Consider the following 26059-nt stretch of genomic DNA (forward strand, 5'->3'; position numbering starts at 1 on the left):
AACGTGCAGGAGACTCGTGACCACCCTCGCCACCCGGCCGACCCCGGCCCGCAACCGGTCCGGCACCCGCACCGGCCGCCGGGTGGCCGTCACCGTCGGGGCCGCGCTGGTGCTGCTGCTCACCGTGCTGGCCAGCTTCGCGCTCGGCAGCCGACAACTCGGCGTCGACCAGGTCTGGCACGCGCTCGTCGCGCCGGACGGCGGCGACGCCAGCACCATCGTCCGTGAGCTGCGGATGCCCCGGACCGCGCTCGGCCTCGCGGTCGGGCTCGCGCTCGCCGTGGCCGGGGTGTTGTTCCAGGCGCTCACCCGCAACCCCCTCGCCGAGCCGCGCATCCTCGGCATCAGCGCGGGCGCGTCGTTCGGGGTGGTGCTCGCGATCTCCGTCTTCGGCGTCGGCACGCTCGCCGGGTACGTCTGGTTCGGTATCGCCGGGGCCCTGATCGCCGGGCTGCTGGTCTTCGCCATCGCCACCCGCGCCCGCGAGGGCGCCAGCCCGGTCACGCTCGCGCTGGTCGGCGCGGCGCTCGACGCCAGCCTGGCCTCCGGGGTGTACGCGCTGCTCAGCATCGACGCCCGCACCTTCGAGGAGTACCGCTTCTGGGTGGTCGGCGGGCTGGCCGGACGGGACCTGTCGGTCGCCGCGCAGGTGCTGCCGTTCGTCCTCGTCGGGTTGGTGCTGGCCGCCCTGGTGGCCCGGGGCCTGGACGCGCTGGCCCTCGGCGACGACGTGGCCCGTGGTCTCGGCCACCGAATCGGCCTGGTCCGCCTCGGTGGTGGCCTCGCCGCCGTGCTGCTGACCGGTGCCGCGGTGGCCGCCGCCGGACCTGTCGCGTTCGTCGGGCTGGCCGTGCCGCACCTGGCCCGCGCCCTGGTCGGCGCGGACCACCGCTGGACCCTCGCCGTCTCCGCCCTGCTCGGGCCGGCGCTGCTGCTCGCCGCCGACATCGTCGGTCGGCTCGTCGCCCCGCCGGGTGAGATCCCGGCCGGGATCGTCACCGCGCTGATCGGCGCGCCACTGCTGGCCGTGCTGGTCCGCCGCGCCCGGGTGGTGACCGCGTGACCACCACCCGCCGTTCCTCCGGCCCCGCTGACCCGCCCAGCCCGGCTGGGTCCGCTGGCTTGTCGACCGTCGTGTCCGCCGGCTCGCCTGGCGGTGACGGTGCCCGGCTGGCCGGGCGGTCGCTGCTGCGGGTCGGCCCGGTCAGCCTGCTGATCCGCCGTCGCGCGGTACTGGTGGCCGCCGTGCTGACCGTGCTGCTCCTGCTGGCCGTTGTGCTCAGCCTCTCGCTGGGCACCCCGTACGTCGCCCCGGCCGACGTGCTGCGCGCCCTCTCCGGAGCTGGCACCCCGTACGACCTCGTGGTCTTTGATCTTCGGCTGCCGCGGGTCGTGCTGGCCGCCGTGGCCGGCGCCGCCTTCGGCGTGGCCGGCACGCTGATCCAGAGCGTGGCCCGCAACCCACTCGCCAGCCCGGACGTCATCGGCATCACCCAGGGCGCCGGCCTCGCCGCGACCGTGGCCCTGACCAGCGGAATGGCCGCGGTGCTGGTGGCGCCCACCGCCCTGGTGGGCGGGCTGCTCGCGGCGGTGCTGCTGTTCGCCCTCGGTGCCCGGCACGGGCTGGCCGCGCAGCGGTTCGTGCTCGCCGGGGTGGCGGTCGCGTTCGGCTTCCGGGCGCTCACCGAGGTGGTCATGCTCACCGCCGATCCGATCGACGGGCTGCGCGCGCAGATCTGGCTGATCGGCACCCTGGCCGGCAAGGGCTGGACCGAGGCGGCCTGGATAGCCGGCACGCTGCTGGTGCTGCTGCCGGTGCTGGCCTGGGCCGGCTGGGCGCTGAACAGCAGCGCCCTGGACGACGACACCGCCCGGGGCGTCGGGCTGCGCCCGGTGGCGCGTCGGATCGGCCTCGCCGGCACCGGCGTACTCGTCGCCGCGATGGTCACCGCCCAGGTCGGCGCCGTCGACTTCGTGGCGCTGGTCGCCCCGCAGGTGGCCCGACGACTGGTACGCGCCGAACGACCACCGCTGGTCTGCGCGGCGTTGCTCGGCGCCCTCCTGCTCGTGCTGGCCGACCTGGCCGGCCGGCGCCTGTTCGCACCCACCCAACTACCCGCCGGTGTGCTGACCGCCGCGATCGGCGGCCCGTACCTGATCTTCCTGCTGCTGCGTGGCCGGCGGCGGTCGTCGTGACGCCTCAAGGAGTCGTGTGATGCTCTCCACCCGCGACCTGGTCGCCGGCTACGACGAGCGGACCGTGCTCGACGGGCTCGACCTCGACCTGCCCACCGACGCGTTCACCGTGATCGTCGGACCCAACGCGTGCGGCAAGTCCACCCTGCTGCGCACGATGGCCCGGCTGCTCACCCCCCGCCGCGGCACGGTGCTGTTGGACGGCACCGCCATCCGCGACCTGCCGACCCGGGAGGTCGCCCGCCGCCTCGGCGTCCTGCCGCAGAGCCCGCTGGTGCCCGAGGGCGTCACGGTGGCGGACCTGGTCGGGCGCGGCCGACAGCCCTACCAACGGTGGTGGCGGCAGTGGTCGTCGGAGGACGGCGCCGCGGTGGACCAGGCGATGGCCCTCGCCGACGTCACCGACCTGGCCGACCGACCGGTGGACAGCCTCTCCGGCGGTCAGCGGCAACGAGTGTGGATCGCCATGACCCTCGCCCAGGACACCGACGCCCTGCTGCTGGACGAGCCGACCACCTTCCTCGACCTGGCCCACCAGGTGGAGGTGCTGGACCTCCTGCACCGGCTGCGCTCCGAGCGGGGCCGCACCGTGGTCGCCGTCCTGCACGACCTGAACCAGGCCGCCCGCTACGCCGACCACCTGGTCGCCATGCGCGCCGGCGCGGTGGTCGCCGCCGGCCCGCCCCGGGAGATCCTCACCGCCGACCTGGTCCGCGACGTCTTCGGGCTGGCCTGCGTGGTCGTGCCCTGCCCGGTGACCGGCGCGCCGCTGGTGGTGCCCGCGTACACCGGTGGCAACGCTCCGGCTCCCGCTGCCGCGTCGGGCGGCCCGGTCGCTTCGCCGGGTGGCGCTGGTGACCCGGCTGCCGCGTCCGCTGGCGCTGGTGACGCGGTCGCCGCGTCCGCTGGCGTGAAAGACCCCGATTCGTCGACGGCGTCCGTACCGGACGCCCGACCCGCCACCGGCGACGCGGCCAACCCGCTCGCCGGCTCGCACCCCTCGAAAGGACTCTGATGCGTCGTCTCGTCGCAGCTCTCGCCGCGGCCGTCGCCCTCGGCGCCGGCCTCACCGCCTGCGGTGAGAGCGACCCGGTCGCCGGCTCCACCACCGGGGACACCCGGGAGATCACCCACGCCATGGGCACCACCAAGGTTCCGGCCGAGCCCAAGCGCGTCGTCGTACTCGACACCGACAAGATCGACACTGCGCTCTCGCTGGGCATCACGCCCGTCGGTGCGGCCACCGCCGGTGAGGCGAAGAGCTGGCCCACGTACTTCGGCGCGGACAAGCTCGCCGGCATCAAGGAGGTCGGGGTGCTCACCGAGCCCGACCTTGAGGCGATCAACGCGCTGAAGCCGGACCTCATCCTCGGCAGCAAGTTCCGCCAGGAGAAGTTCTACGACGAGCTGGCCGCCATCGCGCCGACCGTGTTCACCGACAAGGTGGGCATCACCTGGAAGGACAACCTCCTCCTCGACGGCAAGGCGCTCGGCCGCGAGCAGCAGGCCAAGGATCTGCTCGCCACGTACGAGAAGCGGGCCAAGGACTTCGGCGCGACGCTCGGCGACGCCGCCGCGCGCAAGGTCTCCATCGTGCGGTTCCTGCCCGGCAACATCCGGGTGTACGGCCCGGACTCGTTCTCCGGCATCGTCATCGGCGACACCGGCCTGGGGCGCCCCGAGCGGCAGCTGCTCGCCAACAAGGAGGACAAGCGCTTCGACCTGGTCAGCCCCGAGCGGATCAACGAGGTCGACGGTGACGTCATCTTCGTGACCGCGTACGGCGACAAGGCCGCCGCCGAGCAGACCAAGGTCGCCGGCGGGACGCTGTGGAAGGGCCTCGGCGCGGTCAAGGCCGGCAAGGCGTACCCCGTCTCCGACGAGGTCTGGATGACCGGCATCGGCGTCGGCGCCGCCAACAAGATTCTCGACGACCTGGCCAAGTACCTCCCCGCCGCCTGACACACCCTCCACCACCAGGGCCGCTCGCGCGAGGCACGCACTCCGCGCACCCGCGCGAGGCGTTGCTCCGCGCACCGCGCGAGGCGCTCACCCCGCGCACCCGTGCGAGGCACGCGCTGCGCACCCCGCGCACCCGTGCGCCGGCACATGATCGTGCTCGATCCATGAAGTAGTGGCCTCCCTAGACGGGGGAGGCCACTACTTCCATGTTCGAGCACGATCATCGTCACCGGGGGGAGCGCGAGCGCGCTCGTAGGGCGGCTCGAACCTCGGCGAGGAACCCGTCGAAGTCGTCCCGGAGGCGTTTGGCGGTCAGGTGCAGCACGATCCAGTCGCCGCCGAGCAGTCGATTGAGGCGTTGGCGGTCCCGATGGAACTGCTCGGGGTCGTCGTGCCAGAGTCCGTCGTACTCCACCGCGACCTTGAACTGTGGCCAGGCCAGGTCCAGGCGGGCCACGAACCGGCCCCGATCGGCCACGACCCACTGCGTCTCCGGCCTCGGCAGGCCGGCGAGCACCAGCCCGACCCGCGTGCGGGACTCCTGGGGGGACTCCGCACCCGCGTCGGCCAGGTCGACCGCGCGGAGCAGCGATCGCCAGCCGCGTCGACCGGCCCGGCTCAGCGCGTACTCGCGCAGGGCTGGCGCGGTCGTCAGCCGGTTGGCCAGCATGGCGTCGATGACGACCACCGCCTCGACCACGTCGAGCCAACGGGCCAGGTCCCAGCAGGTACGCGCCGGGCTGGTCACCGTGACCCCGGCCCGGTCCACGGTGTCGCCGGAGTCGATCTCTCCGTGGTGGACCCTGATGCCGGCGGTCGGGCCGATCCGGGTGGCGGCGGGAACGAGGACGTCGACCGGCTCGCTCGCGCCGGGCTTCGCGCAGCCGTACAGGCCGGCGGCAGCGCGCCCTGCGATGGCCGCACCGGGTGGGACCAGCCAGCGTCCGACGGCGGTGCATCTGATGGTGTGGGTGACTGCGATCTGGGCATCGGCGTAGACGTCGCGGAAGAGCGGTCGCCACGCCGAGCTGCGTAGCTCGTTGCGGGTCAGTAGGCCTCGCGAGACGGCGGTCGAGCCACGGAAGACCCGACCCCGCAACTGCGGCGGCCGACGAGGAACTTTCGGCATGGACCTCAGGCTGGCCGAACCCCTTCGCGTCACGCTGCCCCTGTGGATAACCACGGTCACCACCCCGGCGCCGATGCGCGTCGTTATCCCCATGATCACGCTCGAACATGGATGTAGTGGCCTCCGCTTCTCGGGAGGCCACTACATCCTGGATCGAGCGCGATCATGCCGGGCAGGCGCGTGGAGCGCGTGGAGCACGTGGAGCGCGTGGAGCGCTTGGGTGTTGGGTGTTGGGCGTGGGCGGCGTGGAGAGCGGGGTGGGTTAGGCGGCGGTGGACCAGATGGCGCGGAAGGCGGCGGCCTCGCCGGAGAGCCATCGTTCGATCTGGTCGGGCTTGGCGTCGGTGGGCATGCGGTGGGCCAGACCGCGGCGGACGTCGACCAGGACCGGCTCGGCGTGCGGGAGCACCGCGTCCATGTGTCGGGCCATCAGGTGCAGGGTGGCGAGCACCGATTCCTCGCTCGGTGGGGCCTCGTCGAAGTGCAGGCGGACCGCTTCGGCGCGGCCGTCGGCGTGGCGTACCCCGAAGTGGGGGTTGATCTTGACGGGCAGATCGCCCAGCATGGCCAGGGCGTCGCGGGTCTGGGCGAGATCGACGGCGGCCGGCTCGCCGAGGGAGTGCAGCCAGGTCGTGGCGCCGGGGACGAGTGCCTGGTAGAGCGGGCGCCATCGTGGCTTGACGATGTCGGCCACCCCGGCCAGGTGGGTGCCGCCGGTGTGGAAGGCGATGTCGGCCTTGAGCGCCTTGACGAACTGGCCGTGCGGGTTGAAGCCGGACCGGCTGGCGCGCTGCTTGCGCAGCCCGCCGACGAAGGTCGCCTTGGTGGGGCCGGTGCGGTCGACGTAGCGGGTGAAGCCGAGCAGTGTGGCGTAGGGGGTGAGGGGCGTGGAGGCGGGCGCGGTCACGGGCGTCCTCCCGGATCGTAATCCTGCAGGTCAGGAACTCGATTAGTACATACATTCTAATCGACGGGTCTGACATCGCCCAGCGAAAGAAGGGGTGCGGAAGACGCGACAAAGGGGGCCGTCCGGCGTACGGACGACCCCCCTTTCGAGACGCTCGCTAGAGCTGGCCGACGTCGGTGATCCGCACGACCGCCGCACCGACCTCGTCGGAGGCCACCAGGTCGATCTCGGCGCTGATGCCCCAGTCGTGGTCGCCGTTGGGGTCGTCGAAGCTCTGGCGGACGGTCCACCGTTCCCGCCCCTGCTCGATCATGAGCAGCGCCGGCCCTCGGGCGTCCGGCCCGACGCCGATCGAGTCGTACTCCTCGAAGTACGGCGCGAGCGCGTCGGCCCACGCGTCGTAGTCCCAGCCGTCCTCGGCGTCCAACTCGGCGAGCAGGTCCCAGCGGCGTAGCGCGGCCAACTCGACGCGTCGGAACAGCGCGTTGCGCACCAGCACCCGGAACGCCCGCGCGTTGCGGGTCACCGCCGGCGGCCGATCGGTCAGGGCGGCGTGCGCCTGGGCCACCTCGGCCACGTCGGACGGGTTGCGCAGCCGCTCCCACTCGTCGATGAGACTGGAGTCGACCTGGCGGACCAGCTCACCCAACCACTCGATGAGGTCGATCAGCTCCTCGGTCTTGGCGTCCTCGGGCACGGTCTGGCGCAGCGTCTTGTACGCGTCGGCCAGGTAGCGCAGGACGAGACCTTCCGAGCGGGTCAGCCCGTAGAACTGCACGTACTCGGTGAAGGTCATGGCCCGCTCGTACATGTCGCGGACGACGGCCTTGGGGGAGAGCTGGTGGTCGGCGACCCAGGGGTGGCCCTGCCGGTACATCTCGTACGCGGCCTCCAGCAGCTCGGCCAGAGGTTTCGGGTGGGTCACCTCGTCGAGCAGTTCGAGGCGCGCCTCGTACTCGATGCCCTCTGCCTTCATGGCGGCGACCGCCTCGCCGCGCGCCTTGAACTGCTGCGCGGAGAGGATCTGCCGGGGGTCGTCGAGGATCGACTCGATCACGCTCAGCACGTCGAGCGCGTACGACGGGGACTCGGCGTCGAGCAGCTCGATGGTGGCCAGCGCGAGGGGGGAGAGCGGCTGGTTGAGGGCGAAGTCGAGCTGGAGGTCGACGGTGAGCCGGATCCGCCGGCCGGTCTCGTCCGGCTCGGGCAGTTCCTCGACGACGCCGCCGGCACGCAGGGCGCGGTAGATGGCGATCGCGCGGCGGATGTGCCGGCGCTGCGCGGCGGGTTCCTCGTGGTTGTCGGTGAGCAGGTGCCGCATCGCGGTGAACGCGTCCCCGGGCCGGCCGATGACGTTGAGCAGCATCGAGTGGCTGACCTGGAAGCTGGAGGTCAGTGGCTCCGGCTCGGCGTCGACGAGCCGGTCGAAGGTGGGCTGGCCCCAGCCGATCGAGCCCTCCGGCGGCTTCTTGCGGACCACCTTGCGCCGCTTCTTCGGGTCGTCACCGGCCTTGGCGAGGGCCTTCTCGTTGTCGATGACGTGCTCTGGGGCCTGCACCACGACCCGGCCGATGGTGTCGTAGCCGGCCCGGCCGGCCCGCCCGGCGATCTGGTGGAACTCCCGGTTCTTCAGCAGCCGGGTACGGACCCCGTCGTACTTGGACAGGCCGGTGAACAGCACGGTCCGGATCGGCACGTTGATGCCGACGCCGAGGGTGTCGGTGCCGCAGATGACCTTGAGCAGGCCGGCCTGGGCGAGGGTCTCCACCAGGCGGCGGTACTTGGGCAGCATGCCGGCGTGGTGCACGCCGATGCCGTGGCGGACCAGCCGGGACAGCGTCTTGCCGAAGCCGGCAGTGAACCGGAAACCACCGATCGCCTCGGCGATCATGTCCTTCTCGGCGCGGGTGCAGACGTTGACGCTGGTCAGCGCCTGGGCGCGTTCCAGTGCGGCGGCCTGGGTGAAGTGCACCACGTACACCGGGGCCTGCTTGGTCTCCAGCAGCTCCTCAAGCGTCTCGTGCAGCGGCGTCATCGCGTACGAGAAGATGAGCGGAACCGGCCGCTCCGCCGTGCGTACGACGGCGGTCGGCCGCCCGGTGCGCCGGGTCAGGTCGTCGACGAAGCGGGTGGTGTCCCCCAGAGTGGCGGACATCAGGATGAACTGGGCCTGCGGCAGCTCGATGATCGGCACCTGCCACGCCCAGCCCCGGTCGGGCTCGGCGTAGAAGTGGAACTCGTCCATGATCACCTGGCCGACGTCGGCCTTGGTGCCCTCGCGCAGCGCCAGGTTCGCCAGGATCTCCGCGGTGCAGCAGATGATCGGGGCGTCGGCGTTGACGCTGGCGTCGCCGGTGAGCATGCCGACGTTCTCGGCGCCGAAGACCTCGCAGAGCGCGAAGAACTTCTCCGACACCAGGGCCTTGATCGGCGCGGTGTAGAAGGTCGTCCGGCTGTCGGCGAGGGCCGCGAAGTGCGCGGCGATCGCCACCAGGCTCTTACCCGAGCCGGTGGGCGTGTTCATGATCAGGTTGGCGCCGGAGACGATCTCGATGACCGCCTCTTCCTGATGGGGGTAGAGGTCGAGGCCGCGCTCCTTCGCCCAGCCGGCGAACGCGTCGAAGAGGGTGTCGGGGTCGGCGCTTGTCGGCAGCGCGGCGGTGAGCGTCATAGCCTGTCCATGGTGCCTGGATCATGCCCCGGTACGCCAACCCGGCCTGCACCGGACCCCCGTCCGGGCGTCCCGAACGCGCCGCGGCGTGCCGGTTCGGGCGTTTCGCCGGTCACCGTCGGCGGTACAGCAGGTCGGCGACCGGCCGACCGGCAGTGATCGCTCGCCGCTCGAACTTCGTCACCGGTCGGTGCGCCGGCCGCGGCGCGAAGCCGCCGTACGTGTCCACCAGCTCCGGGTCCGCCTCCAGCGTCTCCCGCATCACGTCGGCGTACTCGGCCCAGTCGGTCGCGCAGTGCAGCATGCCGCCGGAGCGCAGCCGGGACCGTAGCAGCGCCACGTGCGCCGGCTGGATGAGCCGCCGCTTGTGGTGGCGGGACTTCGGCCACGGGTCCGGGAAGAAGACGTGTACGGCGTCCAACACGCCCTCGGGCAAGCCGCTGACCAGGGACAAGGCGTCACCCTGCGCTATCCGCACGTTGCGCAGGCCACCACGCTCCACCAGGTCGAGCAGGTTGGCGATTCCCGGCGTGTGCACCTCGACCGCCAGATAATCTCGATCCGGGTCGGCAGTGGCCATCGCAGCGGTGCTGTCGCCCATGCCCGAGCCGATCTCCAGCACCACGGGCGCCCGGCGACCGAACAGGTCGGCCAGGTCGACGGGCACGACAGGCCCGTCCGGCACATCCAGGCCGTACGCGGGCCAGAGCCGGCTCAGCGCGTCGGTCTGCCGGTCGCTCATCCGACCCCGGCGGGGGTGGAACGTGCGGATCGTCCGGCTCGCGGGCGGGACGGCGGGGTCATGGTCGGTGGCGGTCACAGCGACCCGAGCGTACGCGACGCCGCCGGCGGATCGGATGTGATGTGCGACCGGAAATGAGAGGATCCAACTGGTACGGCAGGTCGGGTGCTCCACTGCCCGACCCGGCCGCACGGCGTCGAGAGGGGGCATCGTGACAGTGACCCGCGGCGTCGTGACCCTGTCGCTGGTGACCGTGCTGGCCGGCCCCCTGCTGGCCGCCACGCCCGCCCTCGCCGTGCCCGCCCTCGCCACGCCTGTCCTCGCCGCGCCTGAGCCTGCCGCCGTTGCTCTTGCCGCGTCCCAGCCTGCCGTCGCCGTCTTTGCCGTGCCCGAGTGGCCTACTGGCGTTCTTGCCGTGCCCGAGCGGGCTGTTGCCGTCGCGCCCGTGCCCGAGCGGGCTGTTGCCGTCGCGCCCGTGCCCGAGCGGGCTGTTGCCGTAGCGCCCGCGCCGCAGCCCGAAGGGCTGCCCGGCGGAGCGCCCCAACCGACTCCGGCGGTGGACATCTTCGTCGAGGTGAGCCCCAGCACTGTGCAGCCCGGTTACCTGGTCGGCATCCGGGCCAGTTGTCGGGACAACTCGGTGGGCGCCACAGTCGTCTCCGACGCCTTCGGGGCGGTCGGCGTGCAGCCGCAGCGCGGAGTGCTCACCGCCGCGCCGATGGTCCGCGAGCGCACCCGCCCCGGCAACTACCGGGTCAAGCTGGAGTGCCGCGACGGCGAGACCGCCTCGACAATGCTCCAGGTGGTCAAGAAGGTCCCCGTCCAGCCCAGCCGTGGTCCGGCGACCGGCTTCGGTGGGGGCACCGGCGGGATGACCGGCAAGCTGCTGCTGCCCGGCGGCGCGGCACTGATCATCACCGGGCTGGTCCTCGCCGTGATGGCGCTGCGCCGCCCCCGAGCCGCCGCGCGTCGCTGAGGCCCACCATGGAGATCTTCCGTCCCACGCCGCCGCCGGCCGGTTCACGCCCGCCGGCGCCTGGCCGTCCCGCCTCGCCTCCGGACGCTGTCCGCCAGCCGTTCGCCGGTCGCCCCGCCTCGCCGCCGGACGCTGCCCGCCAGCCGTTCGCGGGCCGCCCCGCGTCGCCGCCCGATGACGTTCGGCTGCCCTTGGACGACGGTTGGCCGGGCGACCGCCCGCCAAAGCCCCACCGCCCGCCGGATCCAACCCGCCCGTTGGATCCAACCCGCCCGTCGGATCCCGACCGCCCGTCGGTGGCGGCGCGCCCGCCGACCGCCGTTGCCCCCCGGCGTAGTCGTCCCTCCGGTCGCAGCCCCTGGTCCGTACCGTTGGCCGTGGTGTTGGTGTTGGCCGGGGTCTTCGCCACCGGGGCGGGGCTGGGCCGTTCGGTCGGCCCGTTCGACCTGGCCCCGACCGGCGGCGACCGGCCGGCCCGCAGTGAGTCGGTCGGGTTGTCGGCCAGTCGCCCGGTACGCCTCTCGGTGCCGGCGATCAAGGTGACCGCGCCGGTGGCGCCAGTCGGGCAGGCACGGGACGGCTCGATCGCCGTACCGCCGTTGGAACGGCACAACGAAACCGGCTGGTACGACCGGGGGCCCACCCCCGGTGAGCCTGGCCCTGCGGTGATCGTCGGGCACGTGGACACGAAGACCGGCCCGTCGGTCTTCTACGACCTGGGCAAGCTGCACCCCGGCGACCTGATCGAGGTGGCCCGGGCGGACGAGTCGGTGGTGGTGTTCCGGGTCGACACCGTCGAGCACTTCCCGAAGGACCAGCTGCCCGCCGAGCGGATCTACGGCCATGACGGGCCACCCGGGCTGCGGTTGATCACCTGCGGTGGGCAGTTCATCGGTGGCCGTACCGGCTACGCCGACAACGTCATCGCCTTCGCCACCCTCCAGTCGTCCCGCAAGTCCTGAGGCCGGCCCCGGACAGGCCGGCGGACCGGCGTCGGCGTCAGCTCAGGAACGCCAGGAGTTGGCGGGTGGTCTCGTCGGGGGCTTCCTCCGGAATGAAGTGCCCGACCGGGACCGGCTCGCCGCGTACGTCGTCGGCCCACTCGCGCCAGATCGCGAGCGGGTCGTCGTAGAGCTTCGCGACCTGGCCGCGTTGGCTCCAGAGAAGCAGCACCGGGCAGGTGATCTTCCGGTTCCCGCGATCCGCCTCGTCCTGCTGGTAGTCGAGTGTCGCGGCGGCGCGGAACTCCTCGCAGATCGCGTGCACAGTGGCGGGGTCGCTGAACTGCTTGACGTACGCCGCCCGGACCGCGGCGGGGAAGGCGTCCTGCACCTCGGGCCAGTTGTCGAGCATGAAGTCGACGAGCACCGCGGGCGCCGCGTCGATGAACTGCTCGGGCACCGGCGCGGGCGCCGCCAGGAAGGACCAGACCCAGTAGGAGAGGCTGAACGTCCGGTCGGCGCGGTCGTAGACGTCCCCGATGGGCACCACGTCCATCACGGCCAGTCGGGTGACGGCGTCCGGTTCGTCCAGCGCGAGCCGGTACGCGCACCGCGCCCCGCGATCGTGGCCGACGAGTCGGAACCGCTCATGGCCCAGGCTGCGCATCACCGCGACCTGGTCGCGGGCGATGGCTCGCATGCTGTACGGCTCATGATCCGGACTGCTCGGAGGCTTACCGCTGTCGCCCCAACCCCGCAGGTCGGTGGCGACGACTGTGTAGTGCTCGGCGAGCCGTGGCGCGACCTGGTGCCACATGAGGTGCGTCTCGGGGATGCCGTGCAGCAGCAGAACCGGCGGCCCACTCCCGCCGCGGCGTCCGTGGATCGTTGCGCCGGGCGTGTCGATGTCGAACTCTTCGAAGCCGTCGAACATGGCCGGACCCCGCACCTTCCTGGACCGCCCAGCGTGAACGGCCTGCGCCGGCAGGTAGGGCGACCGGTGGCCGGCTACCGCTCGGGCCGCTTCGACGCTAGCAACGGAAACGTCCGGCCCGGCGCGATTTGGCTGGAGGCAGGGCCCAGCCCCACGGTGGTGATCGACACGGATCCTTGATGTCGCGGTAGCCCACGGACTCGGACACCCCGGTTTCACTGAACCAGAGTGGATCAAGCCGCGTGGATGGTCAGGGCTGGGGGACGTGCAGCGCCACCTCGAACTCCAGCAGGCTGGCGCCAGCGGAGACCGGGGGACGGGGCTTGTCGCCGGGAGCGGTGGCGTGGGCGGCGCGCGAGGGGCCGGCGGCCCACGCCTGGAACGCTTCTTCGCTCTCCCACTTCGTGTAGACGAAGTAGCGGGTCTCGCCGGCCACCGGGCGGAGGAGTTCGAAGCCGAGGAAACCGGGGGAGTTCTCCACCGTGCCGGCCCGGGCGGTGAACCGCTTCTCCAGCTCCGCGCCGCCACCGGGCGGGACGTCGATTGCGTTGATCTTCACGACTGCCATCTGCCCACCCTAGCCAGCGGACGCGGCACCAGGACGGCAGCCCGCGGCACCAGGACGGCAGCCTGCGGCACCAGGCGGGCAGCCGGGACGGTGGAGCGGGCTCAGAACGTCTCGACCGCCGGGACCAGGTCCACGTCGACCACGATCGGCGCGTGGTCGGAGGGGCCCTTGCCCTTGCGGGCCTCCCGGTCCACGTACGCGGAGCGGACCGCTCGGGCGAACGGCGCGGACGCGTACACCAGGTCGATTCTCATGCCCTTGTTCTGGTGGAACATGCCGGCCCGGTAGTCCCAGTAGGTGAAGGGGTGCGGGCCCTTCATCGGGGTGGGCACGACGTCACTGAGGCCCAGGTCGCGCAGCGCCGCGAGGGCTGCCCGCTCGGCCGGGGTGACGTGCGTGGAGTGGGTGAAGACCGCCGGGTCCCAGACGTCGGCGTCGGTCGGGGCGACGTTGAAGTCGCCGCAGACCGCCAGCGGCACCCCGCCGGCCAACTCGGCGTCCAGTGCGTCGCGCAGCGCCGCGAACCAGGCCAACTTGTACGCGTAGTGCGGGTCGTCCGGCGTCCGGCCGTTGGGCACGTACACCGACCAGACCCGCACCCCGTCGCAGGTGGCGGAGATGGCCCGGGCCTCCGGCTCGGGGAAGCCGGGTTCACCGGCGAACCCGACCCGGACGTCGCCCAGCCCGACCCGGGACAGGATGGCCACCCCGTTCCACCGGCCGTCACTGTGGCTGGCCACGGTGTAGCCCAGCGCGCCCACCTCGGTCACCGGAAAGGCGCCGTCCGGGCACTTGGTCTCCTGCAGGCAGACGACGTCCGGCCCGGTGTCGGCCAGCCACTCCAGCAGCCGGGGTAGGCGGGCCTTCACCGAGTTGACGTTCCAGGTCGCCAGGCGCATGCCCCCAGCCTGCCGCATCCGCCGCCGCGACGCCGGGTCAGCTGCCCGGGGTGTCGCCGGGACGGGTCTGTTCGGCCAGGAACCGTTCCAGTTCGGCGCCGAGTTCGTCGGCAGTGGGCAGTGGGCCGGCATCCGGGGCGAGCAGGCTCTTCTCGCCCCGACCTCGGGCGAACGCGTCGTACTGCTCCTCCAGGGCCTGGACCAGGGCCGCGGCGTCCTCGGTCTGCGCGACCTGCCGGTCGATCTCCACCCGGACCACCTCGGCGGCCGAGCGCAGCCCGTCGCCGGGCAGCAGCAGCCCGGTGCTGCGCGACACCGAGGTGAGCAGCACCTCGGCGGCTGCCGGGTACTCGGTCTGCGCCACGTAGTGCGGCACGTGGGCGGCGAAGCCCAGCGCGTCGCGGCCCTGCTCGCCGAGGCGGAACTCCAGCAGGTGACCGACGCTGCCGGGCACCTGGACGCGTTGCAGCCAGGGCTCGTAGCCGGCGATCAGTTCAGGGCGGGTGGCGTGGGCGGTCACCCCGGTCGGCCGGGTGTGCGGGACCGCCATCGGGATCGAGTTGAGCCCCACGGTGAGCCGAACGTCCAGCCGAGCGGCGAGCCCGGCCACGGCGGCCACGAAACGCTCCCACTGCAGGTCTGGTTCGGGGCCGGTGAGCAGCAGGAACGGGGTCTCGTCGTCGTCCTGCAGCAGGTGCAGCTCCAGCTTGGGCGCGTCGACGCTCTCCCAGTGGTCCTCGACGAAGGTCATCACCGGTCGTCGCGATCGGTAGTCGAAGAGCTGGTCGACGTCGAACGTGGCGATCGGCCGACCCTCCAGCGAGGTGAGTAGCTGCTCACGCGCCAGTCGGCTGGCGTTTCCGGCGTCCACGAACCCGGTGAGGGCCTGGATCAGGACCGGCTGCCCGAGGTCGGGCAGATCGTCGGTGAGCTGGTAGAGCTCGTGTGGGTCGAGCACCGGTGCGGACCTCCCTGAAATGTGCCTGCGGGGTGCCTCGCGACGGAGGGCACCCGTTCGGGCAACGTACCCGCCATCCTGGTGCATTCCTGCGCCGGGCGATCCGTTGGCCGGGTGGTGGGCGTGACCGGACCAATCGGCTGTTTACGCCACCAGGCCGAGCCTCCTGGCCGATCGGCCGAGGGACGGTTCGGCCCAAAGGCCGAGTTTGTCGATCATGTCAGGCTCGGCGGTGGAATATCCGGTCCTGTCCGGGCTCGTGCCGGTCCGCGTGCGGCGCCAGCTTCATCCGGTACGCGAGGTCCGTTCCCCGGGCGGGTCACCCCGCCCAGGTCGTCCACCAGTACGGCTCCGATCTGTGTCGAGCGCCACGTGATCACCGTGCGTGATCAGGGTTTCCACCTGCCTAGCCTCGGTTGATGCGTGACGACGGCACCCTCGACGACCCGTACGCCCCGAGCAGGCCCACTGCCGATACGGAGGATGGCACCTCAACCGAACGGACAACCACCGCGAGCCGGCTCCGGGCGTACGCCCGGGACCTGACCGGTCGACGCCGGGCACAGCTGGCGCTGGCCACCGGTGTGGTGTGCTGCCTCGGTCTGACCGCCGTCGTCCAGGTTCGTAACGAGGACGCCGACGCGGCGACCCGGAGTGGATCGCTCTCCAGCTCCGAGCTGGCGCAGCGCGCCGAGCAGCAGCGCGCCTCCCGTTCCCTCGACCGCACGGCGGCCCCGAGCACCTCCGCCGCCGCCCAGTCCGCCTCGGCGAGCCCCGCCGACCCGGACGCCAGCGCACCGGCCCGCAAGGTCGCCCCGGCTCGCCCGACCGATCCCGCACCCGTCGCCGGGCTGGACGAGGACCAGATGGAGAACGCCGAGGCGATCGTCCGTACCGGCCGCAAGATGGGTGTGCCGCGCCGGGGTCTGGTGATCGCGGTGGCCACCGCCATGCAGGAGAGCAATCTCTACAACGTGGCCAGCGGTGTGCTGCCCGAGTCGCAGGACTATCCGCACCAGGGCGTCGGCTGGGACCACGACTCGGTCGGGTTGTTCCAGCAGCGTTCCAGCAGCGGCTGGGGTCCGGTGGAGCGGCTGATGGACCCCGAGTTCGCCACCCGGCAGTTCCTCAGCGCGCTGGAGCAGGTGCCCGGCTGGCAGCGGATGCGGCTCACCGACGCCGCCCAGGCGGTGCAGGTCTCCGCGTACCCCGAGCACTACCAGCAGCACGAGTGGCGGGCCACCCGGGTCGTTGACGCCATCGTGCCGGCGGGGCGGTAACCTACCGCCCACTATGGACGGTCAGGGTTGAGGCTGTCGCATCCCGGGTACATGTGTTGCGGGTTCGGGGTACACATGACTACGGGACCATCGACAGGAGGACGCCATGTCACTGATGCAGCGGATCACCACGTTCCTGAGATCGCCGAAGGGACAGCAGTTGGTCGAGCGAGGTCGCCGCGAGATGGCCAAGCCGGGCAACCAGCAGAAGCTGAAGGGGTTGGCAGCGCGGTTCTCCAACCGCCGCCGCTGACCGCTTCATCGGCCGCCCTGTCCACCGTTTCCACCCCTGGGGAGACCTGGTGACCGACACCCCGCCCATCGGCGGTCAGCCCGCCGCCCCTACTCCGCAGCCGTCCGTCGACCTGCCGGCCGGGTCGGTGGACGCCCCCGAGGGTCCGCCGGCCCGGCTCTGGGACCGGATGCGTGACGACCCGCAGTACGCGCCGGAGCACCTTGCCCTGGAGGCGGTGCGACGCCTCGGGCCGGAAGCCGTGCAGTGGGCCACCCGTGCCCGGGCCGAGCAGCCCGGGGTTTCCGCCGACGTCCTGGCCGACCAGGCGGCCCGCAAGTTCGTCAACCTGGCCCGACTGTCCGGAGCGGTCTCCGGCGCGGCCGGGCTGCCCGGCGCCGTGATCGACGTGGGCGTGCTGGCCTGGACCCAGGCGCGGATGGTGCTGCACATCGCCGCCGCGTACGACGTCGACCCCCTGCACAATGACCGGGCCACCGACCTGCTGGTGCTCCAGCGGGTGCACAAGGTCGCCGAGAGCGCCCGGCTGGCGCTCGGCGTGGCCGCCGGCCGGGAACGCGCCGACGCGCTCTTCGGCCTGGGCGGCCAGCGTCCGCTGGGTCGGGTCATGCTGCAACTCGGCATCCGGCTGGCCCAGATGGCCGGCGTCCGGGCCGCGAAGCGGATGGTTGCCAAGATCGTCCCTGGTGCGGCCATCGTGCTCGGCACCTGGGCCAACTCGTCGGCTACAAAGGATCTCGCCCAGCGATCCCGTGCCCTCTACGGCTCCCGCGGCAACGCCGTCCCCGAGCCGCGCCAACCCTGACGGCCCGTCCGGGGTCGTTCAGCTGGCCAGGCCGGAGGAACGCCAGGTCACCTCGGCGATACGGCCCTGGCCGGTGGCGTTGGGGTGGAACCAGTCCAGCGGGTTGAGCAGGTCCAGGGTGAACCGGACCTTGTGCAACGCGCCGCCGTCGTGCCGGCACCGTGCTCCGTACGCCCGGCAGGCCGCCTTCAGCTCGGCGTTGTACGCGTCGATCCGGTCCCGGACGGCGGCCCGGCGCGCCCGGTCGGCCGGTGCGGTCGAGGTCGCGTCGGCCAGCAGGGCCGGGCAGATGCCCCGCCGCCACGCGCGGGTCGCCCGGGCGTCGCCGTGCCCGACCTCCCAGAGCCGGTACAGGTCGGGGATGCTCACCACCAGCACCCGGGCCTTCGGCCGGCCGGTCCGTAGGACCCGCAGCCCCCGGTCGACGTCGGCCCGGAACTGGGCCACCGGCGTCATCGCGTCCACCCCGCCCCGGCAGACGTCGTTGGCGCCGATCAGCACTGTGACGTAGTCGGCGCGGTCGCGTACCGCTGCCTGGGCCTGACCCGCCAGGGCGTCCGCGCGGGCGCCGGGACGGGCATGGTTGTACGTCCGGTCGCGAATCGCCGGGCTCTGTTCGAGCAGCCGCCGGTAGTGGCTCTGCACCCGCAGCCCGTCCCCGGTGGACCAGGAGTTGCGCTCGCAGGAGGTGAGCACCAGGCAGGAGGCGAAGCCGGTGCTGATCGAGTCACCGAGGGCGGCGATGCCGCCGGGCCCGCTCGACGGTCCGGCGCTCGTGGTGGGGCGGGGTGTCGCGGAGTTGCCGCCCTCGCAGGCCAGCGCGACCAACGCCGCGAGACAGGCCAGTGCGGCGACCCAGCGTCGAGGCATGACGTCTCCCGTTCCCGCAGCACAGAGCGACAGCGCGGTAACTCTATGCGCAGGATGTGGTTTGCCGGGAAGTTGCTGTCGGGTATGCGGCAGAGTGCCGACGCGGAAGCCGCAGGGGTGCTATGCGTCCCGCCACGGTGCCCGCTGACCGTGCAGCCACCAGTGCAACGCCCGGGTGATCCGGGGCAGCACCAGATAGGTCATCAGCGGGGTCAGGCAGAGCGTCATCAGCAGCACCCGGGCCGCCAGCGGCACCGCGTCGAGAAAGCGGCTCGTCAGCAGTGTGGCGGTCAGGCTCAGGGGGAAGAACGCCAGCCAGATCGTCACCGCCTGCTTCCAGCGGGGCGGCGATGCGGGCGGGGCCGGCTCCACCAGGTCTACCGAGTGCTCCAGCGGCCTGTCGAACCAACCCTCGATTCCGGTACGCCGCTCGACCCGGGTGTGCTCGACGATGCCCTGCGCCGAGCTGAGCCACCAGTGCCGCTGCGGCGACTCCTCCCACCGGCGCAGCGTCTCGGCGTCGGCGAAGCGGTAGAGCATGTGCCACTCCGGCGAACCGGGGCCGCTCTGCACCCAGCCTGCGCCGAGGAAGCCGGGGAACGCCTCGGCCAGCGCGGTGCCGGCCCGCATCCAGGCCACCATCTCGCTGGCCCGGCCGGGATCGACGCGGCGGGCGATGGAGACGGTCACCGGCACGGCGAGGGTCATTGACATGCGCCCATCCTGCGGTCGACGAGGCCGCGGCGCGAACGGATGTGCCGGAGCACACCGGTGGGTGCGGCTGTGCGGGCGCGCGGTACCGGTTAATCCGGCCGATCGGGGGTAGATCGGTGGGTATGACGAGATCGCAGCCCCGGCGTGCCCGTGGCACGGTCGGCCACGCGAACAGCGCGTTGAACCTTCGGCTCACCCTCGCCAGCTTCGGGCTGGTGATCATGGTGCTCTTCGCGGTGCTGGCGTTCTGGGCCGGTATCGCCTGGCTCGGCGTACTCTGCGCGATCTTCGCCGTGGTCGCCGTGGTCGACCTGGTCGTGATCCAGCGCCGCCGCGCCGCCCGCCGCCGCGAGGAGCCGGGCGTACGACACTCGTTGTTCGAGTGACAGGAGGACGGAATGCCCCACATCGCCACCACCAACCCCGCCACCGGACAGGTGCTCAAGACCTATGAGGCGATGTCCACCGAGCAACTCGACGACGCCATCGAGCGCAGCGACCTCGCGTTCCACCAGCTGCGGGCGACGACAGTCGACCAGCGCGCCCAGTGGATGAACGCCGCGGCCGACCTGCTGGACGCCGAGCGCGACGAGATCGCCCGGATCATGACCACGGAAATGGGCAAGACGTACGTCGCGGCGCAGGCCGAGGTGACCAAGTGCGCCACCGCCGCCCGCTTCTACGCCGACAAGGCCCCCGCGTTCCTCGCCGACGAGCCCGCAGACGCCGACGCCGTGAAGGCCACCCGGGCGTTCATTCGCTACCAGCCGATCGGCGTGGTGCTCGCTGTGATGCCGTGGAACTTCCCGCTCTGGCAGGTGATGCGCTTCGCCGCCCCGGCGCTGATGGCCGGCAACACCGGCCTGCTCAAGCACGCCTCGAACGTGCCGCAGACCGCGCTGCTGCTGGAGGACGTGTTCCGGCGGGCAGGCTTCCCCGAGGGGGCCTTCACCACAGTGCTGGTCGACTCGGAGGCGGTCGACCACATCCTCAGCGACCCCCGGGTACGCGCCGCGACCCTCACCGGCAGCGAGCCCGCCGGCCGGTCCATCGCGCAGATCGCCGGACGGGAGCTGAAGAAGACCGTCCTCGAACTCGGCGGCAGCGACCCCTTCGTGGTGATGCCCTCGGCCGACGTGGACCGCGCCGCCGAGGTCGCCACCACCGCCCGCTGCCAGAACAACGGCCAGTCCTGCATCGCCGCGAAGCGGTTCATCGTGCACACCGACGTGTTCGACGCCTTTGCCGAGAAGTTCGCCGCCAACATGGCCGCGCTGCGCGTCGGCGACCCGATGGACCCGAACACCGACGTCGGGCCGCTGGCCAGCGAGCGTGGCCGCGACGAGGTGCACGCCCAGGTCCGCGACGCGGTCGACAACGGCGCGACAGTGCTCTGCGGCGGCGAGCCGCCGAGCGGCGACGGCTGGTTCTACCCGCCGACCGTGGTCACCGACCTCACCCCGCAGATGCGGATGTGGTCCGAGGAGGTCTTCGGCCCGGTGGCCGGCCTGTTCCGGGTCTCGTCGTACGAGGAGGCGATCGAGGTCGCCAACGGCACCAGCTTCGGGCTCGGCTCGAACGCCTGGACGAGGGACCCGGCCGAGCAGGAGCGCTTCGCCACCGACCTGGACGCCGGCAACGTCTTCATCAACGGGATGACCACCTCGTACCCCGAGTTGCCGTTCGGCGGTGTGAAGAACTCCGGGTACGGGCGGGAGCTGTCGGCGCTGGGCATGCGGGAGTTCTGCAACACGAAGACGGTCTGGGTGGGCGAGGGCGCCGCCTCGGCCGGCGCAGGGGCGCACGCCGAGTAGTTCGGGACGCGGCACGCGTCAGCCGGTGCCGTCGTGGGTAGGAAGTGTGCCCATGACGTCGTTCGGGTTTCACGCCTCGCATGAGCAGATCGGTCCACGCGCCCTGTTGGAGGCGGTGATCCACGCCGAGCGGGCCGGCTTCGACGCCGCCATGTGCTCCGACCACTTCTCCCCGTGGAGCGCCCGGCAGGGCGAGTCCGGCTTCGCCTGGTCCTGGCTGGGCTCGGCGTTGCAGGCCACCGGCATGCCGTTCGGCGTGGTCAACGCGCCCGGTCAGCGGTACCACCCGGCGATCATCGCGCAGGCGATCGGCACCCTCGGCGCGATGTACCCAGGCCGGTTCTGGGCGGCCCTCGGCACCGGCGAAGCCAGCAACGAGCACATCACCGGCGACCCGTGGCCGCGCAAGGACGTGCGCGCCGCCCGGCTGCGCGAGTGCGTGGACGTGATCCGGGCCCTGCTGGCCGGCGAGGAGGTCAGCCACGACGGCCTGGTCCGGGTGGATCGGGCCCGGCTGTGGACCCGCCCCGAGCAGCCGCCCGCGCTGGTCGGCGCCGCCGTCAGCGTGGCCACCGCCCGCTGGTGCGCCGAATGGGCGGACGGGCTGATCACCGTGAACGCTCCGGTGGCACACCTGCGCGAGATGATCGACGCGTACCGGGACGCGGGCGGACGTGGGCCACTGCACCTCCAGGTGCACGTCTCCTGGGCGCCGGAGCAGGCCCAGGCCGAGGCGCTCGCGTACGACCAGTGGCGCAGCAACGTCTTCGCCCCGCCGGTCTGCTGGGACCTGGAGACCGTCGAACACTTCGACGCGGTCTCCGCCGACGTGCCGGCGCAGCGGGTCGCCGAGGTGGTGAACGTGTCGGCGGACCTGGGTCGGCACGTCGGCTGGCTGGAGGAGTACGCGCAGCTCGGCTTCGACCAGATCGCCCTGCACCACGTCGGGCAGGAGCAGCGCGGCTTCATCGACGCCTTCGGCGCGGAGGTGCTGCCGAAGCTGCGCCCGGGCGGCTGATCGAACAGGCGTACCCCTAGGCTCGTACCCCATGGAAAGCCTGTTTCCGGTCGTCGTCTTCCTGGCGATCGCCACCCTGGGCGCCGCGTTGGCCCGCCGGCTCGGTCTGCTCGCGCCGATCGTGCTGGTCGTCCTCGGCCTGGCGCTCTCGTTCGTGCCAGGCTTCCCGCAGATCGAACTCGACCCGGAACTGGTGCTGGTCGGCATCCTGCCGCCGCTGCTCTACGTGGCCGCGCTGGAAACCTCGGTGCCGGCGTTCAAGAACAACATCCGGCCGATCCTGCTGCTCGCGGTCGGCCTGGTGTTGTTCACCGCGTTCGTGGTCGGGTTGGTGTTGCACCTGCTGTTGCCGCAGCTGCCGTTCGCGATCTGCCTTGCCCTCGGCGCGGTGGTCGCCCCACCGGACGCCGTGGCCGCCACGGCCGTCGCCCGTCGGGTCGGGCTGCCCCGCCGGGTCGTCACCATCCTGGAGGGCGAGAGCCTGGTCAACGACGCGACCGCGCTGGTGCTGCTGCGGGTCGCGACGATGGCCACCGTCGGCTCGGCCGTCGGCGCCGACAAGATCGCCATCGAGGTGCTGCGGTCCACCGGCGGCGGCATCCTGATCGGGGCGCTCGGGGCGCTGGTGTTCGGCTTCCTGCATCGGCGGATCACCGACCCGCTGCTGGACAACGCGCTGTCGTTGATCATCCCGTTCGCTGTGGTGTTCACCGCCGAACACCTGCACGCCTCCGGTGTGGTCGCCGTGGTCGTCACCGGTCTCGTGCTCGGGCACAAGCTGCCCCAGCTGCTGTCGGCAGCGTCCCGGTTGCAGATCGGCGCGTTCTGGCGGCTGGTCCGTTTCCTGCTGGAAGGCCTGGTCTTCCTGCTGGTCGGGCTGCAACTGCGGGAGGTGCTGCGCGATCTCGACGAGCCGATCGGCTCGCTCATCCTGATCACCTTCGCGGTGCTCGGCACCGTCTTCCTGACCCGGTTCCTCTGGCTCTTCCCGGCCACCTACCTGGCCCGGTTGGTCCCCCGGGTCCGCCGCCGGGACGCCCGGCCGTCACCGAAGATCCCGATCATCATCGGCTGGGCCGGCATGCGGGGCGTGGTGACCCTGGCCGCCGCGCTGGCCCTGCCGCTGACCCTGGCCGGCGGCGAGTCGTACCCCAGGGCGTTGTTGATCTGGTTGGCCTTTGCCGTGATCGTTTTCACCCTGGTCGGCCAGGGCGCCACCCTGCCGCTGGTCGCCCGCCGGTTGAAGCTGCCAGCGGACGACCCGGTGCAGGACGCGCTCTCCGCGGCCGCCGTGCAGCAGCAGGCCAGCAAGGCCGCCCAGGACCGCCTCGACGAGTTGGCCGACAGCGCACCGGATGCGGTGGTGGACCGGCTGCGCCGAGCGGTGGAGGACCGCACCAACATGGCGTGGGAACGACTCGGCGGCGACGAGCGGGAGACCCCGTCGCAGGCGTACGGTCGGCTGCGGCAGGAGATGATCGACGCCGAGCGGGATGTGTTCCGGGCGGCCCGGGACTCCGGCCGGATTCCTGAGGAAGTCTTGGTGCGGGCCTACCGTGACCTGGACCTGGAAGAGTCGTTGCTGCGAGAGGTTGAGAAGTGAGCTGTCAGCACCTGACCGAGGCCGGTGCCGCCGAGCCGCGTACCCCCGACGAGTGCGCGGACTGCGTCGCCATCGGCGACACCTACTGGGTGCACCTGCGCACCTGCCTGAGCTGCGGGCAGGTCGGCTGCTGTGACTCGTCGCCGAACCAGCACGCGAGCAAGCACTTCGCGTCCACCGGCCACCCGGTGATCCGCTCGGCGCAGCCGGGCGAGGCCTGGCGCTGGTGCTTCGTCGACGAGGAGATCGGCTGATCGTCGGCCGGCGGGTCGACGCGGCTCGCCGGGGCGTTCCGGTGAGCGGTGGCAGCACGTGGGCGGCGGCGCGACGTGGGCGGCGGCTCGGCGTAGGCGGCGGCTCGGCCGGGGGTGGCCAACCGACCGGGCCGCCGTCGGTTGCGCGCTCTGGTCACGTCCGTCGGTGGTACTGGTTGCGGCGGGGGAGCTGGTCGGGGTCGAGCCATGCCGGCGGAATGAACTCGGGGTGGCCGTCGCCGCCAAGGCGGACGGCCCAGTCGCTGCGGTGGACGTGTCGGTGATGGTGGCCGCAGAGCAGGACGGCGTTGGTGAGGCTGGTGTCGCCGCCGTCGGCCCAGTGCTTGATGTGGTGGGCGTCGCACCAGCGCGGTGGGCGGTCGCAGCCGGGAAACGCGCAACCCCGGTCGCGCAGCACCAGGGCGCGGCGTAACGGGCCGGTGATGAGTCGGCGTTGCCGGCCAACGTCGAGTGGTTGGCCGGCGCCGCCCAGGACGGTGGGCAGGATCGCCGCGTCGCAGGCGAGGCGGCGGACCGTCTCCGGGGTGAGCTGCAAGCCCGTGTCCAGGGCGCCGGCACCCAGTTCACGCGTCAACCCGTCGTAGCTGGTCGTGACGACGAGTTGGGTGGGGTCACCGCCGTGGTCGGGGAGTTCGCCACCGCGGAGGGCGAGCCGGCAGACATCGGCGAGGGCGTCGTGGCGGCGTTGCCCGGCGGTTCGCGTGTCGTCCGGCCCGGTCAGTGCACTGAGAGGGTCGATGGCGGTGCGGAGCACTGCGGCAGCCTCTGCATCGAGGATGCCGGTGAGGCGTAGCCGGCCGTCGCTCTGTTCGCTGATGGTGACGTGCCGGTCGCGGGCCGCGCGCGACTCGTCGGCCCGTAGCGCCGCTTCGGCGGCCGCGTCGGCGACCTCTGGGGCGACGTGGTCGAGGATGCGGGTGCCGAGCCTGCGTAAGAGGGTGGCGTCGAACTGCGCCGCCCAGTCGACGAGGACGCCGACCGCCTTGTCGGCGGCGTCTGCCCGGGCGGCGGTGCGGACGGTTTCGACCGTGCCGGCGATGACCCGGACCTGCTCGACGTCGACCACCCCGTCGGCCAACGCGTCCCGCACGGCGGCCGGGGCGGCGTCGAGCATCGCAGCCAACTCGACCAGCCGCCGGGCGGCACCGACCCCGAGGCGCAACCGGTCCCGCAGCCACACCGCCGTCGAGGACGCGCCCTGCGCGGTCGCGGTGCCTCGACCGTCCACCTCCCGCACGAGGGACAGCTTGACCGCGGCCAGACGTTGCTCGAGTCGGTGCGCGGCGTCGAGTGCCGTGACGAGGTCGTCCTCCGCAAGAGCCCACGCCGAGGCGTCGAGGCAGTCGGCGACTGCCGCCTCCGCCTGCGCCAAACCCTCCAACATGGACCGACGATAGAACAGGTGTACGACAGTTTCGGGCTCGGTTGGCAGGCCGAATTCGGTTGACTCCGGCGGTGGCGATGGGTGGCCACTCGGACGGTGGGCAAGGCGGTCGTCGGCAGGCCCGGTTCAGCGGCTGATGCCGTTGACGAGACGTTCAGCGGCTCATGCCGTCGACGAGACGTTCGGTGGCGAGGCAGGAGACGAGGCAGCGTTCCTTCGCGTCGCCGCGCAGCCGGGCGGTCCAGTCGGTGAGGCCGCCGTCGCCGATCTCCAGCCTGCCGTCCAGGACGGTGATCCGTAGGGCGCACCCGGTGTAGTAGCCGCGACCGCGAGACCGCTCCGGTTCGTCCACGAGCGGCACCACGCCTGCGTCGAGTGCCGGTCGGACGGTGTCGGCCAGCCGCTCCCGGACGGCCTCATCGTCGAAGGTGGTGACGTGCAGCTGAGGCGCGGCGGCCGGTGCCAGCTCGGCGAGGACGGTCCGCCAGTAGGTGAGGTGCCGGACCAGCAGCGGTGCCTGCGTGTCGCCCGAGCCCGTGTCCCGGGCGCTGGACACCAGGGCGAAGAGCCGGAAGTGCGCCGACGCGTCGCCGCCGAAGTCCTGCGTCCGCAGCACCCGATGGGCGGCGGCCAGGTGGACCTCGCTCTGTCGGCGGCGACGTACGGCCGCCTCGACGGCGAGGGCGTTGGTGGGATCGCTCAGCACCTCGCTGGCGCGCATCGTGGTGACGATCCTGTTCTGGCTGACCGGTGCGACCGCCGAGCAGGTGCCGACCGGTACGACCGGCGACAGCTCCACCCCGGCGACGTCGGCGGGCAGCAGTTGCCACATCCGGGCCTCCACCCGCGCGAGCACGCGCGGATCGGCGCGGGCCGGGCGGACGAAGCGGTCCTCGCGCCACCGCCGTACCACCTCGGACGGTCGCGCGGCCGCCGCCCGGTCGCGGGTCACGCTCAACAGCAGACTGCGCAGGTCTGCGCTGGACAGCCCCGACAATGCGCTGCGGGACCCCGGCGGCATCGCCGCCCACACTCGACGCTCCGCACCAGCCAGACCACCGGCAGTCGGGTCACCGCTGGTCAAGTCACCGCCAACCAGATCGCCGCCATCCATGGCGTCACCATGGCTTACTCGGGGCGTCCGATCCATCGGTTTTGCC

At 72.2% G+C, this 26059-nt stretch carries 25 protein-coding genes and 1 pseudogene; 14 read left to right on the top strand and 12 right to left on the bottom strand.

Features of this window, described 5'->3' with window-relative positions; genetic code table 11:
* The first annotated feature begins 16 nt into the window (after positions 1-16).
* From GA0070561_RS16645 to GA0070561_RS16660, 4 genes and pseudogenes are all read left to right on the top strand, one after another.
* Positions 17-1063, top strand: a complete 1047-nt coding sequence (locus tag GA0070561_RS16645; protein ID WP_091401545.1) for a FecCD family ABC transporter permease — start codon at positions 17-19, stop codon at positions 1061-1063.
* A 59-nt stretch (positions 1064-1122) separates the two neighbouring features.
* On the top strand, positions 1123-2196 hold the full coding sequence (locus GA0070561_RS16650) for a FecCD family ABC transporter permease (RefSeq protein WP_244166270.1): 1074 nt from the start codon (positions 1123-1125) through the stop codon (positions 2194-2196).
* A 19-nt stretch (positions 2197-2215) separates the two neighbouring features.
* A pseudogene (locus GA0070561_RS16655) lies at positions 2216-2986 on the top strand (ABC transporter ATP-binding protein); the annotation flags it as partial.
* Between the two features lie 224 nt (positions 2987-3210).
* On the top strand, positions 3211-4158 hold the full coding sequence (locus GA0070561_RS16660; protein ID WP_091401547.1) for an ABC transporter substrate-binding protein: 948 nt from the start codon (positions 3211-3213) through the stop codon (positions 4156-4158).
* A gap of 226 nt (positions 4159-4384) precedes the next feature.
* Here GA0070561_RS16660 and GA0070561_RS16665 read toward each other — a convergent pair whose 3' ends face one another.
* The 4 genes from GA0070561_RS16665 to trmB all read right to left on the bottom strand — a co-directional run bounded on the left by GA0070561_RS16665 (position 4385) and on the right by trmB (position 9685).
* Positions 4385-5287 carry an endonuclease domain-containing protein gene (locus tag GA0070561_RS16665; protein WP_141710393.1) on the bottom strand — a complete coding sequence of 301 codons (903 nt, stop codon included), beginning with the start codon at positions 5285-5287 and terminating at the stop codon, positions 4385-4387.
* A gap of 262 nt (positions 5288-5549) precedes the next feature.
* Positions 5550-6194 carry a hypothetical protein gene (locus tag GA0070561_RS16670; protein ID WP_091401551.1) on the bottom strand — a complete coding sequence of 215 codons (645 nt, stop codon included), beginning with the start codon at positions 6192-6194 and terminating at the stop codon, positions 5550-5552.
* A 157-nt stretch (positions 6195-6351) separates the two neighbouring features.
* Entirely contained in the window at positions 6352-8865 is a 2514-nt protein-coding gene (locus GA0070561_RS16675; protein ID WP_091401553.1) for a DEAD/DEAH box helicase, read from the bottom strand.
* Positions 8866-8977: 112 nt separating this feature from the next.
* Positions 8978-9685 carry a tRNA (guanosine(46)-N7)-methyltransferase TrmB gene (gene trmB, locus GA0070561_RS16680; protein ID WP_373861691.1) on the bottom strand — a complete coding sequence of 236 codons (708 nt, stop codon included), beginning with the start codon at positions 9683-9685 and terminating at the stop codon, positions 8978-8980.
* A gap of 130 nt (positions 9686-9815) precedes the next feature.
* Here trmB and GA0070561_RS16685 point away from each other — a divergent pair, with 130 nt between their 5' ends.
* On the top strand, positions 9816-10583 hold the full coding sequence (locus GA0070561_RS16685) for a hypothetical protein (RefSeq protein WP_208603799.1): 768 nt from the start codon (positions 9816-9818) through the stop codon (positions 10581-10583).
* Between the two features lie 296 nt (positions 10584-10879).
* Complete coding sequence (locus GA0070561_RS16690) at positions 10880-11545, top strand: class F sortase (RefSeq protein WP_091401558.1); 666 nt, start codon at positions 10880-10882, stop codon at positions 11543-11545.
* Between the two features lie 37 nt (positions 11546-11582).
* On the opposite strand, the gene GA0070561_RS16695 is transcribed toward GA0070561_RS16690, so the two are convergent.
* The 4 genes from GA0070561_RS16695 to GA0070561_RS16710 form a co-directional block, all read right to left on the bottom strand.
* Positions 11583-12458 carry an alpha/beta fold hydrolase gene (locus GA0070561_RS16695; protein ID WP_091401561.1) on the bottom strand — a complete coding sequence of 292 codons (876 nt, stop codon included), beginning with the start codon at positions 12456-12458 and terminating at the stop codon, positions 11583-11585.
* Positions 12459-12708: 250 nt separating this feature from the next.
* Complete coding sequence (locus tag GA0070561_RS16700) at positions 12709-13026, bottom strand: antibiotic biosynthesis monooxygenase family protein (protein ID WP_091401564.1); 318 nt, start codon at positions 13024-13026, stop codon at positions 12709-12711.
* Positions 13027-13127: 101 nt separating this feature from the next.
* Positions 13128-13925, bottom strand: a complete 798-nt coding sequence (locus GA0070561_RS16705; RefSeq protein ID WP_091401567.1) for an exodeoxyribonuclease III — start codon at positions 13923-13925, stop codon at positions 13128-13130.
* A 37-nt stretch (positions 13926-13962) separates the two neighbouring features.
* On the bottom strand, positions 13963-14883 hold the full coding sequence (locus tag GA0070561_RS16710; protein ID WP_091401570.1) for a proteasome assembly chaperone family protein: 921 nt from the start codon (positions 14881-14883) through the stop codon (positions 13963-13965).
* A gap of 419 nt (positions 14884-15302) precedes the next feature.
* Between GA0070561_RS16710 and GA0070561_RS16715 the strand changes: the two genes are divergently transcribed.
* From GA0070561_RS16715 to GA0070561_RS16720, 3 genes are all read left to right on the top strand, one after another.
* Entirely contained in the window at positions 15303-16163 is an 861-nt protein-coding gene (locus GA0070561_RS16715; RefSeq protein ID WP_091401572.1) for a peptidase M23, read from the top strand.
* A 106-nt stretch (positions 16164-16269) separates the two neighbouring features.
* Positions 16270-16416, top strand: a complete 147-nt coding sequence (locus GA0070561_RS33625) for a hypothetical protein (protein WP_167362424.1) — start codon at positions 16270-16272, stop codon at positions 16414-16416.
* Between the two features lie 49 nt (positions 16417-16465).
* On the top strand, positions 16466-17221 hold the full coding sequence (locus GA0070561_RS16720; RefSeq protein WP_091401575.1) for an EcsC family protein: 756 nt from the start codon (positions 16466-16468) through the stop codon (positions 17219-17221).
* Positions 17222-17239: 18 nt separating this feature from the next.
* On the opposite strand, the gene GA0070561_RS16725 is transcribed toward GA0070561_RS16720, so the two are convergent.
* Positions 17240-18091, bottom strand: a complete 852-nt coding sequence (locus tag GA0070561_RS16725) for a GDSL-type esterase/lipase family protein (RefSeq protein WP_091401577.1) — start codon at positions 18089-18091, stop codon at positions 17240-17242.
* A 120-nt stretch (positions 18092-18211) separates the two neighbouring features.
* Positions 18212-18805, bottom strand: coding sequence for an antibiotic biosynthesis monooxygenase (locus tag GA0070561_RS16730; RefSeq protein WP_091401579.1), 594 nt, complete (start codon positions 18803-18805; stop codon positions 18212-18214).
* A 122-nt stretch (positions 18806-18927) separates the two neighbouring features.
* Between GA0070561_RS16730 and GA0070561_RS16735 the strand changes: the two genes are divergently transcribed.
* The 5 genes from GA0070561_RS16735 to GA0070561_RS16755 are packed head-to-tail and all read left to right on the top strand — an operon-like array spanning position 18928 to position 23494.
* Positions 18928-19191, top strand: coding sequence for a DUF6343 family protein (locus tag GA0070561_RS16735; RefSeq protein WP_091401582.1), 264 nt, complete (start codon positions 18928-18930; stop codon positions 19189-19191).
* Positions 19192-19203: 12 nt separating this feature from the next.
* Entirely contained in the window at positions 19204-20619 is a 1416-nt protein-coding gene (locus GA0070561_RS16740; RefSeq protein WP_091401584.1) for an NADP-dependent succinic semialdehyde dehydrogenase, read from the top strand.
* Between the two features lie 52 nt (positions 20620-20671).
* Positions 20672-21637 carry a TIGR03885 family FMN-dependent LLM class oxidoreductase gene (locus GA0070561_RS16745; protein WP_091401586.1) on the top strand — a complete coding sequence of 322 codons (966 nt, stop codon included), beginning with the start codon at positions 20672-20674 and terminating at the stop codon, positions 21635-21637.
* Positions 21638-21668: 31 nt separating this feature from the next.
* Positions 21669-23240 (top strand): Na+/H+ antiporter, encoded by a 1572-nt coding sequence (locus GA0070561_RS16750; RefSeq protein WP_091401588.1) that lies wholly within the window; start codon positions 21669-21671, stop codon positions 23238-23240.
* A complete protein-coding gene (locus tag GA0070561_RS16755; RefSeq protein WP_091401591.1) occupies positions 23237-23494 on the top strand; it encodes a UBP-type zinc finger domain-containing protein in 258 nt (85 codons plus the stop codon). The genes GA0070561_RS16750 and GA0070561_RS16755 overlap by 4 nt, the downstream gene beginning before the upstream one ends.
* Before the next feature lie 154 nt (positions 23495-23648).
* On the opposite strand, the gene GA0070561_RS16760 is transcribed toward GA0070561_RS16755, so the two are convergent.
* Both GA0070561_RS16760 and GA0070561_RS16765 read right to left on the bottom strand, forming a co-directional pair.
* Entirely contained in the window at positions 23649-24899 is a 1251-nt protein-coding gene (locus GA0070561_RS16760; RefSeq protein WP_091401594.1) for an HNH endonuclease signature motif containing protein, read from the bottom strand.
* A 154-nt stretch (positions 24900-25053) separates the two neighbouring features.
* Positions 25054-26013 (bottom strand): hypothetical protein, encoded by a 960-nt coding sequence (locus tag GA0070561_RS16765; RefSeq protein ID WP_208603782.1) that lies wholly within the window; start codon positions 26011-26013, stop codon positions 25054-25056.
* Positions 26014-26059 lie beyond the last annotated feature (46 nt).

The organism is Micromonospora saelicesensis (genome assembly GCF_900091575.1).
GTDB classification, from domain to species: Bacteria; Actinomycetota; Actinomycetes; order Mycobacteriales; family Micromonosporaceae; genus Micromonospora; species Micromonospora saelicesensis.